This is a genomic window from Desulfomonilia bacterium (assembly GCA_036567785.1).
In the GTDB taxonomy this organism is placed as follows: Bacteria; Desulfobacterota; Desulfomonilia; order UBA1062; family UBA1062; genus DATCTV01.
In genome coordinates this window covers 133,049-147,001 of sequence record DATCTV010000060.1, presented here as the reverse complement: position 1 = coordinate 147,001, position 13,953 = coordinate 133,049, and the positions used below count along the sequence as shown (strand labels likewise).

General features: G+C 43.6%; 16 protein-coding genes. 4 read left to right on the top strand and 12 right to left on the bottom strand.

The features are described 5' to 3' along the window. Positions 1-2: 2 nt before the first annotated feature. From VIS94_15515 to VIS94_15475, 9 genes are all read right to left on the bottom strand, one after another. A complete protein-coding gene (locus tag VIS94_15515; protein ID HEY9162486.1) occupies positions 3-1,316 on the bottom strand; it encodes a porin in 1,314 nt (437 codons plus the stop codon). Positions 1,317-1,469: 153 nt separating this feature from the next. After that, positions 1,470-1,679, bottom strand: coding sequence for a TOBE domain-containing protein (locus VIS94_15510; GenBank protein HEY9162485.1), 210 nt, complete (start codon positions 1,677-1,679; stop codon positions 1,470-1,472). Positions 1,680-1,691: 12 nt separating this feature from the next. Further along, positions 1,692-2,789, bottom strand: a complete 1,098-nt coding sequence (locus VIS94_15505; GenBank protein ID HEY9162484.1) for an ABC transporter ATP-binding protein — start codon at positions 2,787-2,789, stop codon at positions 1,692-1,694. Beyond that, a complete protein-coding gene (locus VIS94_15500) occupies positions 2,786-3,484 on the bottom strand; it encodes an ABC transporter permease (protein HEY9162483.1) in 699 nt (232 codons plus the stop codon). The genes VIS94_15505 and VIS94_15500 overlap by 4 nt, the downstream gene beginning before the upstream one ends. Before the next feature lie 94 nt (positions 3,485-3,578). Beyond that, positions 3,579-4,415 carry a substrate-binding domain-containing protein gene (locus tag VIS94_15495; protein HEY9162482.1) on the bottom strand — a complete coding sequence of 279 codons (837 nt, stop codon included), beginning with the start codon at positions 4,413-4,415 and terminating at the stop codon, positions 3,579-3,581. A 15-nt stretch (positions 4,416-4,430) separates the two neighbouring features. Continuing rightward, positions 4,431-5,348 carry a substrate-binding domain-containing protein gene (locus VIS94_15490; GenBank protein ID HEY9162481.1) on the bottom strand — a complete coding sequence of 306 codons (918 nt, stop codon included), beginning with the start codon at positions 5,346-5,348 and terminating at the stop codon, positions 4,431-4,433. Between the two features lie 89 nt (positions 5,349-5,437). After that, positions 5,438-6,412: a cation diffusion facilitator family transporter gene (locus VIS94_15485; GenBank protein HEY9162480.1), complete on the bottom strand. Its 975-nt coding sequence runs from the start codon at positions 6,410-6,412 to the stop codon at positions 5,438-5,440. A 147-nt stretch (positions 6,413-6,559) separates the two neighbouring features. After that, positions 6,560-6,751, bottom strand: coding sequence for a hypothetical protein (locus VIS94_15480; protein ID HEY9162479.1), 192 nt, complete (start codon positions 6,749-6,751; stop codon positions 6,560-6,562). Between the two features lie 45 nt (positions 6,752-6,796). Continuing rightward, entirely contained in the window at positions 6,797-7,699 is a 903-nt protein-coding gene (locus VIS94_15475) for a LysR family transcriptional regulator (protein ID HEY9162478.1), read from the bottom strand. A gap of 193 nt (positions 7,700-7,892) precedes the next feature. Between VIS94_15475 and VIS94_15470 the strand changes: the two genes are divergently transcribed. Next, positions 7,893-8,594, top strand: coding sequence for a Smr/MutS family protein (locus VIS94_15470; GenBank protein HEY9162477.1), 702 nt, complete (start codon positions 7,893-7,895; stop codon positions 8,592-8,594). A gap of 23 nt (positions 8,595-8,617) precedes the next feature. Here VIS94_15470 and VIS94_15465 read toward each other — a convergent pair whose 3' ends face one another. Together VIS94_15465 and VIS94_15460 are read right to left on the bottom strand one after the other, a co-directional pair. Continuing rightward, positions 8,618-9,538, bottom strand: a complete 921-nt coding sequence (locus VIS94_15465; GenBank protein HEY9162476.1) for a DNA polymerase III subunit delta' — start codon at positions 9,536-9,538, stop codon at positions 8,618-8,620. Between the two features lie 18 nt (positions 9,539-9,556). Next, positions 9,557-11,218, bottom strand: a complete 1,662-nt coding sequence (locus VIS94_15460) for a tetratricopeptide repeat protein (GenBank protein HEY9162475.1) — start codon at positions 11,216-11,218, stop codon at positions 9,557-9,559. Positions 11,219-11,468: 250 nt separating this feature from the next. Between VIS94_15460 and VIS94_15455 the strand changes: the two genes are divergently transcribed. Further along, positions 11,469-11,972 (top strand): hypothetical protein, encoded by a 504-nt coding sequence (locus tag VIS94_15455; GenBank protein ID HEY9162474.1) that lies wholly within the window; start codon positions 11,469-11,471, stop codon positions 11,970-11,972. Positions 11,973-11,997: 25 nt separating this feature from the next. Further along, a complete protein-coding gene (locus VIS94_15450) occupies positions 11,998-12,411 on the top strand; it encodes a single-stranded DNA-binding protein (GenBank protein ID HEY9162473.1) in 414 nt (137 codons plus the stop codon). Positions 12,412-12,453: 42 nt separating this feature from the next. Here VIS94_15450 and VIS94_15445 read toward each other — a convergent pair whose 3' ends face one another. Continuing rightward, entirely contained in the window at positions 12,454-13,440 is a 987-nt protein-coding gene (locus tag VIS94_15445; protein HEY9162472.1) for an HD domain-containing phosphohydrolase, read from the bottom strand. Positions 13,441-13,574: 134 nt separating this feature from the next. On the opposite strand from VIS94_15445, the gene VIS94_15440 reads away from it, so the two are divergent. Further along, complete coding sequence (locus tag VIS94_15440; GenBank protein HEY9162471.1) at positions 13,575-13,913, top strand: hypothetical protein; 339 nt, start codon at positions 13,575-13,577, stop codon at positions 13,911-13,913. The last annotated feature ends 40 nt before the right edge of the window (positions 13,914-13,953 follow it).

The window sequence follows — 13,953 nt, the reverse complement described above, 5'->3', positions numbered from 1 at the left end:
ATTTAGAAATCAAGGCAATATCTTAATGTGGCTGTCGATTCCTTGTCGATATAGTCGATGCTTCCATCCACCGGATTGACCCTGACCTTGATCGGGTCCGACAGGCTCGTATATGTATATTCCAGAAGCACTCTGTGCTGCGGCAGCAGGAACCAGTTCAATGCCGCGCTGAATGCATCTGCCCTTCTGGAAGATATATTCTCACCGTCCTTGATCCAGTCAGGGTCTCCTATGAAGTGATCCGTTCTCAGCGCAAGAGCGAAGGCGCCGTATGTCCCGGCTGAAGGCTTGAACGGCCTTGACGGCACTATGATATTCACCACACCGCCTGTTAGCGATATAGGTTCACCGGTTATGCACCATGCGGCTGCGGCATACCATGAATAGAATATTGCGTTCATCGCACGTGAATTAGCAGGCTTGAGCCCTGTGAATTCAAGATGCGTATATTCACCGGATACGGCAAAAGGCCCCATTGCCCATGCGGCTTCCAGTCCGTAACGCTGCCTCAGATCGGCTTCCTGTATTACCCCGAATTTTGTATTGGCATTGAGTACGTAGACATTGAGGCTGGTTCCGACCATTCCGGTGCTTTTTACCTGCAGGTTAATTGTCGACGCGTCGATTTTCTTGGTGCTGCCGGATGCGCCTATCTGGAATTGTTTGAGGGCATTTATGGAGGTTGCGGCAAACGGTTTGATTACAAGCCTTGCCGTCAGTTCAGGTTCATCATGATATGAACCTCTGGTCGAGCCGTCTTCACCGTTTCCGTTGAACACGCCTGCCCCGAAATTGAACATATCCTTATAGAATCCACCCGCAGCCATCAGCCCCACGTCACGGTGAGGGCTGAGATAATAGCCCATGGACCTCTCGGCAAAAAGTATCGCCCGGTCAGTGGTCTGCCATTCAAGGCTGAACGGCTCCTTGAACTGGCCGCCCCTCAGTCTGACAGGCTTGCTGACGAGCCAGTCCACATAGACATCGGTCATGTGTTTTTCCGCAGAAGAACCGTTGAATTCATACTCAGCGTAGTATTGCAGCCAGTTGATCACCTGGCCGGAAACCCTCAGCCTGGCCTTCTTTATATCGAAGCGGTTGTCCGCCCTGTCTTTCTCGCCATAGTAATGATACTCCGCCCAGATCGAGCCTCCGAACTTCAACATGGGGCCATTGGGGTCAGTGCTTCTCAGATAGAAACCGTCCTGATATCCTGTTTCAACTTGAAAAGAATCGGATGCAGTGGCAGGAACAGCTGCGACCAAGCAAAGCAAAATAAATGCTGAAGATACCAATGTAAACCTTCGCTCAAACATAATGAAATCCTCCTCGTTGAATATTTGATAAATTGCCCGACTATCAACAATACCTATCGGAAATTTATTATGCCAAACATTACATAAAAATAAAAAAATCTGCTTCATAATGATAAAGAACATATGAAGCAGAAGAGATCTGTCTGTTATTAATTAATCAATTCCCACCATGACATCGGACGCCTTTATGATTGCATAGACATCCTTGCCTTCAGCTATACCCAGCGTCTTGGCTGATTCGAGTGTAATGATGGAAGTCACCTTTGCTCCGCCCGCCATTTCAATCACGATCTCGGCATTGACGGCGCCCTTCGAAAACTTGACGACTTTTCCTTTTAGAACGTTTCTTGCGCTGATTTTCATGTTTTTCTCCTTTCATCTTACCGGTTTTTTTATCACATGAACCCCTGTGGCCTTGAATGATGCGGTCACTTTACTGCCTTCCTTGAGCATCAATTCGGCTGCCGAATTTTCAGTTACATAAGCGGTCAGGGAAAAACCACAGTCTATATCTACCTTCAGATAAAAGCTTTTCGGCACGATACGGGTTATCGTACCGGCAAAAACGTTCCTTGCGCTTGTTTGAAGATCCCGGGAAGTCGAGACAGTTATGTTTTCCGGTCTTATTCCCAGCAGAACTCTCTCTCCCGGCTCTGCCCGGCCTATGGCTGCAAGCTGCTTGTTCGCTGTTTCTCCAACAATCATGTTGTTTTCTGACGATTTCACTATGCCTTCTATCAGGCTTTCCATGCCCATGAAGGATGCTATGAATTCGTTTTCAGGATGGTTCATTACATCCACCGGGGCGCCTCTCTGAACTATTATCCCTTTATCCATTACCGCGATTTCGGTCGAAAGTCTTAATGCCTCGTCCTGGTCATGTGTAACCATAACGGCAGTTGTTCCGGTTTCCTTTAGAACTTTTCCGAAATCGTCGATCAATGTATCTCGGGTAGGCTTGTCGAGCGCCGAAAAAGGCTCATCCATGAATATAATGTCCGGCATGACAGCAAAGGCGCGAGCCAGACTTACCCTTTGCGCTTCACCGCCTGAAAGTGTTCTTGCAGAGCGCTTTAAAAGATGAGCGATACCGAAACGTTCCGCCTGAAGATTGACCATTTCATTTATGTCCTTCCTGCTTGCCTTCCTGAACCTCAGACCTGATGAAATATTTGCGTAGACGCTCGTGTCAAAAAGAAGAGCCTCCTGGAAGATGCAGGCTGTAGAACGCCTGTAGTCAAGCATGTCTTTATTGCGGGATACCCTTTCGCCCCTGAAACGTATTGTTCCGGAAGAAGGCTTTAGCAGGCCTGCGGCGGCGAGCAACAGGCTTGACTTGCCTGCTCCGTTGGGGCCTATGAGTGTAAGATGTGAGCCCTTTTCTATATCCAGTCTGTTTACGTTAACGACCTCGACCCCGCCACGGGAGACCTTGAATGATTCTATTGAAAGCAATGGAGATTGTGTGCTCATCTGGGACGTTTCCTCTGTTGTATCAAAGTGAGTCCGAGGTTTATAAGGAATGTTATCAGGAGCAGGATAACCCCTAATGCTATCGCTATGTCGAAATTTCCTTTCCCTGTTTCCATGACGGTCGCAGTAGTAAGCACCCGTGTATAACCTTTTATATTTCCGCCTACCATGATGGAGGCCCCTACTTCAGAGATAACTCCCCCGAAGCCTGCCATGATGGCTGCCATCAACGGCAGCCTTGCTTCCTTTGCAAGCATCCACAGCATCTGCGCCCTGGTTGCGCCTAGCCCCAATATCTGCAGGCGCATCTTTTCTGGAAGATTCTGTATGGCTGCTATGGAAAGGCCCATGATTATGGGTGTGGCAATAACAGCCTGTGCGATGATTATTGCAGAAGGCGTATAAAGAAGCCCCAAGCTTCCAAGAGGGCCGTTTCTCCATAAAAAGATGGTGACGAAAAGACCTACTACAACAGGGGGCAGCCCCATGCCTGTGTTGATTGTGCTTATGATGAGCTGTCTGCCCGGGAAATTGTTCAGGCCTATAAGCATTCCGAAGCCTATACCTAAAAAAAGGCTTATAAATGTAGCGAGCCCCGAAACCTTAAGCGTAAGCAGTGTTATCCCGATTACTTCAGGGTCAAAAGAAAAAAGCAGGACAATAGCCTGCCATATGCCTTTAATGATTAAATCCATTGTTTAAATATAAGGGCCTTCCTTGTTTAGGGAAAGGCCCGCTAAGCAGAAATAAGGATAAATTGCCGGATTGAGTTCAAAATATTAATATTTTCTATTCGGCTTTGCCTGCGTCAGGGAAGAACAGTGGTGAACCGTATTTTTTCACGCCGAATTTTTCTATAAAGGCTTGGGTTTTTTTTGAGACCATGAAGTCGGAGAACGCCTGGGCTCCTGCCGCATTTACTTTCGGGAACTTTGCGGGATTGACCTCGATCACATGATAAATATTGAGCAGGCTTTTATCACCCTCACAGAGGATGACCAGTCCGAGGTTTTTCTTCAATGAGAGGTATGTGCCTCTGTCCGTAAGGGTATAGCCGTTCTTTTCGGCTGCGATATTGAGTGTCTGTCCCATACCGAGTCCGGTCTGCTGATACCATTTCTGGCCTTCAGGGTTTATGCCCGCCGCTTTCCAGAGGTTCTTTTCCTTTACATGCGTACCTGAATTGTCGCCTCGGGAAATGAACAAAGAGCCGCTGTCGGCTATGAGCTTCATTGCTTCCTTTGCTGTTTTGGCTGATTTTATTTTGGCTGGGTCTGCCGAGGGTCCGATAATTATGAAATCATTGTGCATGACAAGCTTACGGTTTATTCCGTTTCCTGCATCCACGAACTCTTTTTCCGCATCAGGGGAATGAACAAGCAGTACGTCCGCCTCGCCCCTTTTGCCCATTGCTATTGCCTGACCCGAGCCGACTGCTATTGTTTTGACAAAATAGCCGGTTTCTTTTTCGAATATGGGCAGAAGTTCGTCAAGAAGGCCTGTGTCCTGTGTGCTTGTCGTTGTCGCGAGGATGACGGTCTTGTCGGCAGATGCCGCCTGAGCCGGTGCGGCAAGCATTAACGCAGTAAAAAGGGCAATGAATACAGTCAGAAATTGCTTTTTCATAATAATAATCTCCTTTTATTTTTCAGGCCAAACAACCATGCCCGAGTTTTTAAAATCGTAATGCCCGAATGCATAAGCCTGGTTTTTGAATTCATCGGACCTTAAAACAGATATCAGGGCCTGAACCTGGCGTTTGAAAAAATTATCTCTGAAAAGCACCATGTCGAATTTTTCATTTGAAAGCGGAACGAAATTAAGCCCCAGCATGGATGCAACCGAACCTGTGGCGATACCTGCATCTGCATTTCCAGACAACACGGCGAGTCCAACTTCCAGATGGGTAAAAACCGTATTGTCATAACCATATATCGATGAGGGCTCGATATGAGCCTTTTCGATAAGGTCATCAAGCAGAAGCCTTGTGCCTGAACCTGTCTGGCGGTTTATTATCCTGATATTTTCTCTGCCGAAATCAGCTATTGTTTTTATATGTTCAGGGTTTTCAGCGGATGTTACAATGCCTGTCTCCCGTGTAAACATGTTCACAACTACTGCATCAAGACCCGGTGCTAACCTTGAAATGAAAGGGATTGTATATTGTCCGGTTTCCTTATCGAACAGGTGAGACCATGCAATATCGACCAGGCCATTCCCCAGCGCGGTGAGTCCCTGAGAACTCCCGGTGTTGGCAGAGAATATGAAGATGTCAGGATATAATAATCTGATTTTTGAAAGCAGGAGATCGAGAACCGGATCGTTGCTGCCGGCGGCAAGGAGAGCACCCGGCACACGGGCGGCCTTTTCCTTTGCCTGGTGCATTCCGGCCCTGGCATTATCTTCAATCCATGAATCGATCATGTGCTTCGGGAAAATCCATTTTCCGGTAGCCTTGGTGCACGGGAGCTTGCTTTCCTTTATTAGGGCGTAAACCTGTTTTTCGTGTATTTCGAGGTAGGAGGCAACCTCTTTTGTATTCATCATTTCTTTTGACATGACCGTTTTCTAATAAAGCGAAATTTATATGATGTCCAGAAAAAAGATACTTATATTAACTCATATTTACTTATATAGGAATGTTTGGATTAAAACTTAAGCTGATTTCTTCGTTCTGATTCGTTCAAAAAGCAGCCTTCGACACATTTCGGTGTACATTTATCGTTGCACGGCTCGACATGAATTGTAACGCTTGTGTCGGGAAAGTGTTCGGAAATGTGCATTGTAAGGTCATCGGTAATTTCATGAGAGGCCTCCACCGTCATGTTAGGATCGACCATGAGATGAAATTCCACAAATCTGAAGTGGCCTGCTTTTCTGGTGCGCAGTTGATGAAGCCCGAGGACCTGTGGCCTGTGCATGATTACAAGCTCGCGGATCCAATTTATCTCAGAAGAAGGCAGACCTGCATCCAACAGATCCTTTGCAGATTCCCTGGTGAGTTGGAAAGCGGCTTTGATTATCATGAGTGCGACAACCATAGCTGCAACAGGGTCAACCCAGTGGAGGTTGAAGGGGAGTTTCATAATATCATCGATGTATAGGGCTGCCATTCCGATCATGACGCCGCCCGATGTATAGACATCGGTCCTCAAATGCCACGCATCCGCCATAAGGGCCACTGAATCGGTCTCTTTTCCGACTTTGAAAAGGTTATGCGAAACAATAATGTTCACCGTAACCGATATGAGCATTACAATAACGCCCAGACCGGTTTCACCGACACCTGTCGGGTTGATGAGTTTGTGGATTGCTTCATAAATGATCCAGGCAGCAGCTAGAAATATAAGGATGGCTTCAATGGTTCCCGATATATTCTCAATCTTGCCGTGACCCCAGGGATGCTTCCTGTCTGCAGGGATACCTGATGTGCGTACTGAAAACAATGCAATCACCGCAGCGAGAAGGTCAACTCCTGAGTGTATCGCTTCCGATATGATCGACACTGATCCGATCATTATGCCGACTATGAGCTTCAAAAGAACAAGAATTGAGTTCGATGCAACGGATAGAGTGGCAACCCTTGTTTTTTTTATGTAATTATCAGACTTTTTGGAGGGCATGATGAAATCCTTATTAAGCACATTTTCTGCGCAGATTTTTCTGATGTGAGTTTAATTGCATATACACAGGATTTTGACAATACAACAATCATAAACTCCTTCTTAAAAAAGCCGGAGTTATAATATTACTGCCTTTGGGAGGGACTGCTATGCCGACTCGGGGAGGATTTTACTGATACGTTCGAGCAAGCCGATTACTATCTTGTCACGTTCTTTGAGCATATCCTTGAATTCATACGTGCGCGCATGATGAAGCTCAATTCTCATTACAACCTCTTCTTTTTTTAACAGCATGCTGATAAGGCCAAGTTCTTCTTTACTGACTTCAAGATTTAACATGGTTTCCTCCTTATCAAACAATTCTTTTCGTATCTTTTATCTCATTCATTCCTCTATAGTGTTCCTGGTTTCAAGCATGAATTCATAGAATTTTTTCATCATAGACATAAACTTGCGCTTCTTATTGTAAACAATGAAAAATTCTCTATGCGAATCGATGCCTTTAACTGTAAGAGCTGACAGAGATCCTTCTCTGACCTCCCTGCTGACCACGTTTCTTGACAGGATAGCAACGCCAAGATTGGCTTCCACAGATGCCTTGACAGCTTCAGTACTTGTCAGTTCCATGGCAATCTTGACTTCGATATTGTATTTCCTGCTCATGTAGTCGATAATGTCTCTTGTTCCTGAACCTTCTTCCCTGGCGATAACCTCGACAGGCTCTTCTTTGATTTTTTCAATAGTCAGATAAGGAAGTTTTGCCCATTTGTGTTTGTTCGAACAGATAATGACGAGTTCATCCTTCATGAAAAATTCTGATTTAAGGTCAGGATGCTTTGGAATCATCTGCACAAATGCAAAGTCAATTTCACCTGAAAGTACCTGATCTGTTGCTTCCTGTCTGTTTAATGAATGAAGAGATATTTCGGCTTTCGGGAAAAGTTCTTTGAACTTTCCAAGAAAACGCGGGAGTATATAGATACCTATTGTGTTCGGGGCGCCAATAATAATTTTTCCTTTATCGCCGGTCCCGAACTCGCTCATCACCGCTTTGGTTTCTTCAATAAGAGAAATTATCCTTCCAGAGTATTCATAAAACACCTGTCCTGCATCGGTCAGTGATATTTTCCTGCTTATTCTGTCAAACAGTCTAACATTAAGGGAATCTTCGAGATCTTTTATCTGGATGCTAACCGAAGGCTGTGAAAGGTGAAGTTTTTTTGCCGTTTTTGTAATACTAAGAGTTTGAGCAGCTATATAAAAAATTCTTACCTGATGAATATTCATTTTCCCTCCAAACGGGGCCTGTTACATTTAATTTTCTTTAATAACGTCATTGGATAAATATATTTGACATATGTTTAATTATCCTTATATATACTTATAAGCTATAGCACAAGTCTATGGGCTATAGACCTCCTTTTTTAGGCCCACTACCACCTTATTGAGTGGGCCCTTTTTTTTTGCTATTTAGATGATAATGAAAAAAGAGGCCGGATTCAATACACCGTTCGATATTCTTAAAAGCGTGGTGTCTGTCAAAAGCAAACCTGAACAGGATAAAACGAAAAAACCTGAGATAAAACCTCAAGTGACCACTGATCTAACTGATGAAGATGTCTTTAACGCGGCAATGGCTGGTACGAAGCGTCTGGAGCATAACAGGATCACACCTGAACCAGCGGATAAAGTGATGTATCTGGACAACATAAGCAAATCGATAAACTCTGATAATGTTGAAGTTATGAATGTTCTGAGGGCTATAGTAAGTGGCGGCACAAGGTTTGATATAAGGCAGACAGGGGAATATGTTGAAGGGCATATAATAACCCTTGAACCTTTGATAATTGAGAAATTGAAAAATGGAGAACTGGCCGTGCAGTCTTATCTGGATCTTCATGGTTTTATGGCTGAAGAGGCTAAAGAAAAAGTCTCTCTGTTTGTCAGAAACAGTTATTCAATGGGGTACCGGTGCATTATGATTATTCATGGCCGTGGTCTTAAATCCCATGAAGGCCCTGTTCTCAAAAATCATGTCATCAACTGGCTGTCTTCAGGGCCCCTCTCCGGATATATTCTGGCATTCTGTTCGGCCAGACCTTGCGACGGCGGTACAGGTGCAGTGTACGTACTTTTAAAAGCAAGGCCTGATAAAAAAAAGAGGATAAAAAGAACAGCATAGTATTTTTTAAAAGAAATCCGGTTTCATCTTTGTATTATATCGCCCATCTGGTAAAAAATTCCGCTGAGGGCTGTCTTCAGATTGATACTACTGTCCCTCATAGACCTGATTTCATTAAGTGTTTTTAAAATGCTATCAAAATAATAACTGTCCATATTGTTTAGAGGAAGCAAAAGCACTTCTTCATTGATGACATGGCTGCTTCCGAGATGCGCAACCATAAAATCCCTTATGAAAGATTCAATGATGGAAAATGCAATCATTATATCACCGTCTTTTCTTGCGACGGATTCCGCAGTACTGAAAGGGTCACTGCCGTGAAGAATATTGATTATTTTGTTTCTTATAAAGGAAACATACTCAAGATCGCTGTCAAGAATGCCTCCGATTGCACCGGAGGTCAGTCTCAGGATGACCGGATCAATATTAATCTCTGAATTGTCAGATGCTATCGGTTTGAATGTGATCTCCTGACATCTCGAAATAATTGTCGGCAGCAGCAGGCCTGGTTTATGGCTGATTAAAATGAATATTGTAGTATTGGGAGGTTCTTCAAGGGATTTTAAAAGTATGTTGGCGCTGGATTTGTTAAGCATCTCGGCCGGCTCTATGACAACGACTCTGTATCTTGCAAGAAAAGGTTTCAGGCCGAGTTCATTAAGTACTCTACGGATATCGTCTATTTTTATTTCAGAACCATCCGGGATAATTTTAATGAAATCGGGGTGATTCCCGCTGGCTGCTTTTATGCAACTGCCGCATTTATCACATGGTTCTGCAGGTGATGCAATGCAGTTAAGCGCCTTGAAAAATTCAAGGGCCACCATGCTTTTTCCTATCCCCTTCATACCTGAAAAGAGAAGTGTCCGTGGAATCTTGTCTGTCTGAACATAAGATTTGAGAAGCTCTATTTCATTGTGATGGCTTATTATTTGTTTCCACATGGCAATATTTCTTTTGTACTACCTCAAATCCTTAAGAAGTTTTCTTCTCTCTTTAGTCAGGTCGATAATTTTCTGTTCGACGGCTTCTGTCTGCTTGATCTTGTCAGCAGCTATATATGCATCAAGGGCGTCCTTGACATATTTTGCCTTAACGCTGCCATATTTGGTATCAGCGACCTTTTCCAGGGTTTTTGCCAGTATCAAGGCAACATCATAGTCCTGATATCTGGCAAGGTATTTTTTGCATGCGCTTATCGTTTTCTGAGGATCATTCAATGCGTAAGATGATTCAACAAGTCCTCTCAGGTTTTCTTTTGTCTCTTTCGAACCGGAAAGCATGCTGAAGTACTTGTACGCTTCAGCATTGCGGCCCTGCTTAAGGTAAAGTGATGATATTCTTGAAAGGGCATCCGGGTCACCCGGTTTTATTTTCAGAAGCGAACTGTATGTTTTCAATGCGTCCTTGTTATTACCTGCCTTCTCATAGGCTACACCAAGGTTGAACATTACAACGGTGTCATTCGGCGACAGGGCCAGGGCCTTCTTGTAATATTCCACCTGTGACTCCGGATCACCGATGTTTCCCATTATCTTTCCCAGAAGAGCGACTGCATTTTTATCTGTAGGATAGAGATCTATATATTTTTTAAGCAGAGGCTCTGCCGTTTCATAATCCTTTTTCTTTACCGCATCCTGAATTACCGCAATGAGCACTTCCCTGCTGGTGGATTCATACGAGATGGATTTGTAAAGTTCGAGGGCTTTTGCCTTATCGCCTTTTTCTTCATAGGCTCTTCCCAGCTCAAGGATTATGTCGTTGCTTTTCCTGTCTATAAGAAGGCCCTTTTCAAGATATGAAATTTTTTTGTCCAGATCAGACCTTGCCCCTGCAATCAAGGCCAGCCTGTAATAGGTATGGGCGGTCTGTTGGTTGTTGCCGATTATGTCCGTATTCAATTTCTCTGCATCATCAAGAAGGCCGAGTCTGATGTATGTGTTTGTCAGCTTTGTCAATACGTTTTCATCAAGGCCGTCATTTTCCAGCTGCTTTTTATATATGCTGACAAGGCCCTGAAGGTCCCCCTTGTTCGTCAGCAAGTCTTCAAGCTGTTTTATGAAAAAGCTGTTTTTGGGGAAGGCGTTGAATGCATTTCTAAGGATCGTGATCTGTTCATTTGCATCTTTGGCTGTTTTAAGCTGCTTAATAAAATCATCCTCTCCCACCTCGATCTCAATAGGGACCTTTGCAATGACATGGCTGATGTAATATATATCGATGGGGATCGACCTGATACCGGTATCGATAAGCTGGTTCCTTATCTCTGTTGTTGAAATACTCTGATTCAGTTCACTCTGTTTGCCGAAGCCTTCAATATCTGCATTAAGGTAGCTTTTGAAAAATGTATTGGCATTTATTCCGGTAATAACGAGTGTTTCGTTTCCATGAATAAGAAGCGACTGTCCTGCCCTTATAATCCTGGGCTCATCATTAACCTTGACTTCAATGGATATGAATCTTGGCGGTGTCCTCATTACAAAGGACGTGATGGACTCTTTTATTTGTCCTGCTGTCCCCCCGAGAGGAAGGATAAAAAAAAGGGCTGTCACGACAGCAATCAGAATCAGGACAATTATAAGTGCATTACCTGAGACGGTTTTATAAATATTTCTCATAGGCATGTATTATCTGTAAAGACCGAAAGTTGTCCACCGGATTTTATCTGAGGAACCGCAGATGCCTTATAAAGACCATCTGTGTTCTCTGACCTTTATGGAGTTGACAATGAATATATAAGCAATTAGTTTGACTTTTGCATGTTTGAAAAATATCTTTCCTTTAACAGGGGTTAGTATGTATATGTACAGGAATTTTGCTTTTAAAATTTTATTGCCGGTCATTATTTTAGGTCTTTGTTCATGCACATCAGGTATGAAATCCCGTCAGGAAGATGCGAGTAATCAGAAAACCCAGGATTATAATGAGAATATCGCATCGGATCATGAAGGATCAACTTTCAAGGATTATGATACAGACAATGACAACAGGATATCTTCGAATGAATACGTTTCAAAACAGATGAAATATTACGATCAGCTATACAAAGATGGAGGTGGAGAACCTGACGTCGAAAAATTTATTATTTACTGGTGCAGTGATACGGCTCTGAAAAAAGGAATTATGGATCCGACCCTGGCGCCCGTTTACCGGGAAATGGATAAAAATAATGACGGCAATGTTACCACTCAGGAATGCAGGGCCTACTGGATGATGAAATTCAATAATGCAGATAGTGACAAGAACAATAGGTTATCCAGGCAGGAGTTTGATTACATGATGAGAGACCGTTTCAAGAGCCTGTTGGATGGACCCGATCAGGATGGACATATCTCTAACGATGATTACAGATCTTTCGGGACATACATGAGGCCTTAATCAAAGAAATGAAAGTGAGGGGAATATGGCAGGTTCGCTCAATAAGGTAATTCTTATAGGAAGGCTAGGAAAGGACCCGGAAATGAGATTCACTCCGTCAGGAAGGGCCGTGACAAACTTTACAATGGCAACAAGTGACTACTGGATGGATCAGAACAACGAGCGTCAGGAAAGAACGGAGTGGCACAGGATAGTGGTATGGTCAAAACTTGCAGAGACTTGTGCAAAGATCTTATCCAAAGGCAAACTGGTTTATATTGAAGGCAGGCTTCAGACAAGGTCATGGGATGACCGTGACGGGAATAAACGCTATACGACGGAGATCGTAGCGAATGCGATGCAGATTTTGAGTCCGATGGATAATTCGGAATCAAAGGATTTCAACGATCCGGGAGCAGCATCTCAGGAGCCAGAGGGGTTTGATGACATTCCATTCTGATTCTGAAAGGTTATGCATCAATGTTTAACATTATGCGGGCTGTCAGTTGTGATAGTTTTCTTGGAGACTTTCAGTTCTTTTCGGTGTCTGTTTCTCAAATAAGGCAGTGAATACATCAACAATCTCCGGGTCAAGTACGTTTCCTTTCATGGAGGATAAGATCTCTAGCGCGGTTTCTTTTGAATACGCATCACGATAAGATCTTTTAGTGGTAAGCGCGTCATATACATCAGCCACAGCTACTATTCTTGCTTCAATAGGTATATTATGAGCTTTCGAGCCGAATGGGTAACCATTTCCGTCGAATCTCTCATGATGGTATCTAATTATGTTTACGGTAGATTCTGATAGATGGGCATCTTTCACAATATCGGCACCCCACAACGGGTGGTTTTTTATGATATGCAGCTGTGCCTCATCCAGGGGGCCTTCGCCATGCAGTATGTTTTCAGAAATTCCGATCTTTCCGCAGTCATGAAGCCAGCCGCCGTACTTGATCGCATTGAGCTTCTCAGGCTGGACATCAAGGGCAAGTGCAAGCATGATGGAATATTCTGCAACCCTTTCAGAATGACCTTTTGTATATGGATCTCTTAATTCAAGGGCATGGATCAGGGAAAGCATAGTCGCTTCATCACCCGTTCTGATTGATTTTTTAAGTTTATAGCGTTTCATTGCATCATCAATCATTTCAATAAGGGACTTGTTGTCCCATGGTTTAACTATGAATCTGAAGGCCTCAGCCTTGTTGATGGCATCGAGGGCCGTCTGCAGATTAACATAACCGGTCATCAGGATGCAGACGGTATCAGGTGAAATGGCACGTACCTTTGACAGCAGCTCTATTCCGGTCATGGTAGGCATCATGTTATCGGACACAAGAACGGCTATTTCATTGTTCTTTACGCATTTAAGGGCATCTTGAGCGTTCAGGAATGTAAGGATATCGAAACCCCGGTCCTGAAAGATTCTTTCAGCCAGGCTTAAAATGAATTTTTCATCATCTACAAAAAGTATCTGTTCGGACATTATCCCCCCGTAAGTACAGATCAATATATTGTTCATATCATATTTCTTGATTTTGTAAAAAATAAATGAAAAAAAATTATATGAAGGATTTCATCTGTTTGAAAAAAAGAGCGGTAATGTGTCAGGAGTAAAATATGCGAAAAATCGGTGAAATTGTTGCTGTGTACATAGATAACCAGCCCTCCGTATATGCCAGGATAGAGGATTATGAAGCGGATGTAAAACCAAGATGGTTCAAGGTCAAAATGCTTTTCCTCACTTTCCCGCCGCAGGAAATAACATGGCTTCTCAGGGAGGCGCAGGTGGATGGTGAACCGTTTACAATGAATAATATTCCAGTAAGGCTTGACTCGGTTAAAATATCTGCTCAGTCACCTGAAAGGACTGAAACGGAAAAACAGGTATCCAGGAAGACCGGCAGCAGGATTATAAATCTGGCCGACAGGGCAAGGAATTCAAAGGATGGAAAATAGCCTGTAATTGTTTTTCTATCAGTGCCGGTTGTTGATTTGT

Coding starts and splice junctions, on each gene's coding strand:
- VIS94_15515 (HEY9162486.1), bottom strand. CDS start 1,316: ATGTTTGAGCGAAGGTTTACATTGGTATCTTCAGCATTTATTTTGCTT.
- VIS94_15510 (HEY9162485.1), bottom strand. CDS start 1,679: ATGAAAATCAGCGCAAGAAACGTTCTAAAAGGAAAAGTCGTCAAGTTT.
- VIS94_15505 (HEY9162484.1), bottom strand. CDS start 2,789: ATGAGCACACAATCTCCATTGCTTTCAATAGAATCATTCAAGGTCTCC.
- VIS94_15500 (HEY9162483.1), bottom strand. CDS start 3,484: ATGGATTTAATCATTAAAGGCATATGGCAGGCTATTGTCCTGCTTTTT.
- VIS94_15495 (HEY9162482.1), bottom strand. CDS start 4,415: ATGAAAAAGCAATTTCTGACTGTATTCATTGCCCTTTTTACTGCGTTA.
- VIS94_15490 (HEY9162481.1), bottom strand. CDS start 5,348: ATGTCAAAAGAAATGATGAATACAAAAGAGGTTGCCTCCTACCTCGAA.
- VIS94_15485 (HEY9162480.1), bottom strand. CDS start 6,412: ATGCCCTCCAAAAAGTCTGATAATTACATAAAAAAAACAAGGGTTGCC.
- VIS94_15480 (HEY9162479.1), bottom strand. CDS start 6,751: ATGTTAAATCTTGAAGTCAGTAAAGAAGAACTTGGCCTTATCAGCATG.
- VIS94_15475 (HEY9162478.1), bottom strand. CDS start 7,699: ATGAATATTCATCAGGTAAGAATTTTTTATATAGCTGCTCAAACTCTT.
- VIS94_15470 (HEY9162477.1), top strand. CDS start 7,893: ATGAAAAAAGAGGCCGGATTCAATACACCGTTCGATATTCTTAAAAGC.
- VIS94_15465 (HEY9162476.1), bottom strand. CDS start 9,538: ATGTGGAAACAAATAATAAGCCATCACAATGAAATAGAGCTTCTCAAA.
- VIS94_15460 (HEY9162475.1), bottom strand. CDS start 11,218: ATGCCTATGAGAAATATTTATAAAACCGTCTCAGGTAATGCACTTATA.
- VIS94_15455 (HEY9162474.1), top strand. CDS start 11,469: ATGAAATCCCGTCAGGAAGATGCGAGTAATCAGAAAACCCAGGATTAT.
- VIS94_15450 (HEY9162473.1), top strand. CDS start 11,998: ATGGCAGGTTCGCTCAATAAGGTAATTCTTATAGGAAGGCTAGGAAAG.
- VIS94_15445 (HEY9162472.1), bottom strand. CDS start 13,440: ATGTCCGAACAGATACTTTTTGTAGATGATGAAAAATTCATTTTAAGC.
- VIS94_15440 (HEY9162471.1), top strand. CDS start 13,575: ATGCGAAAAATCGGTGAAATTGTTGCTGTGTACATAGATAACCAGCCC.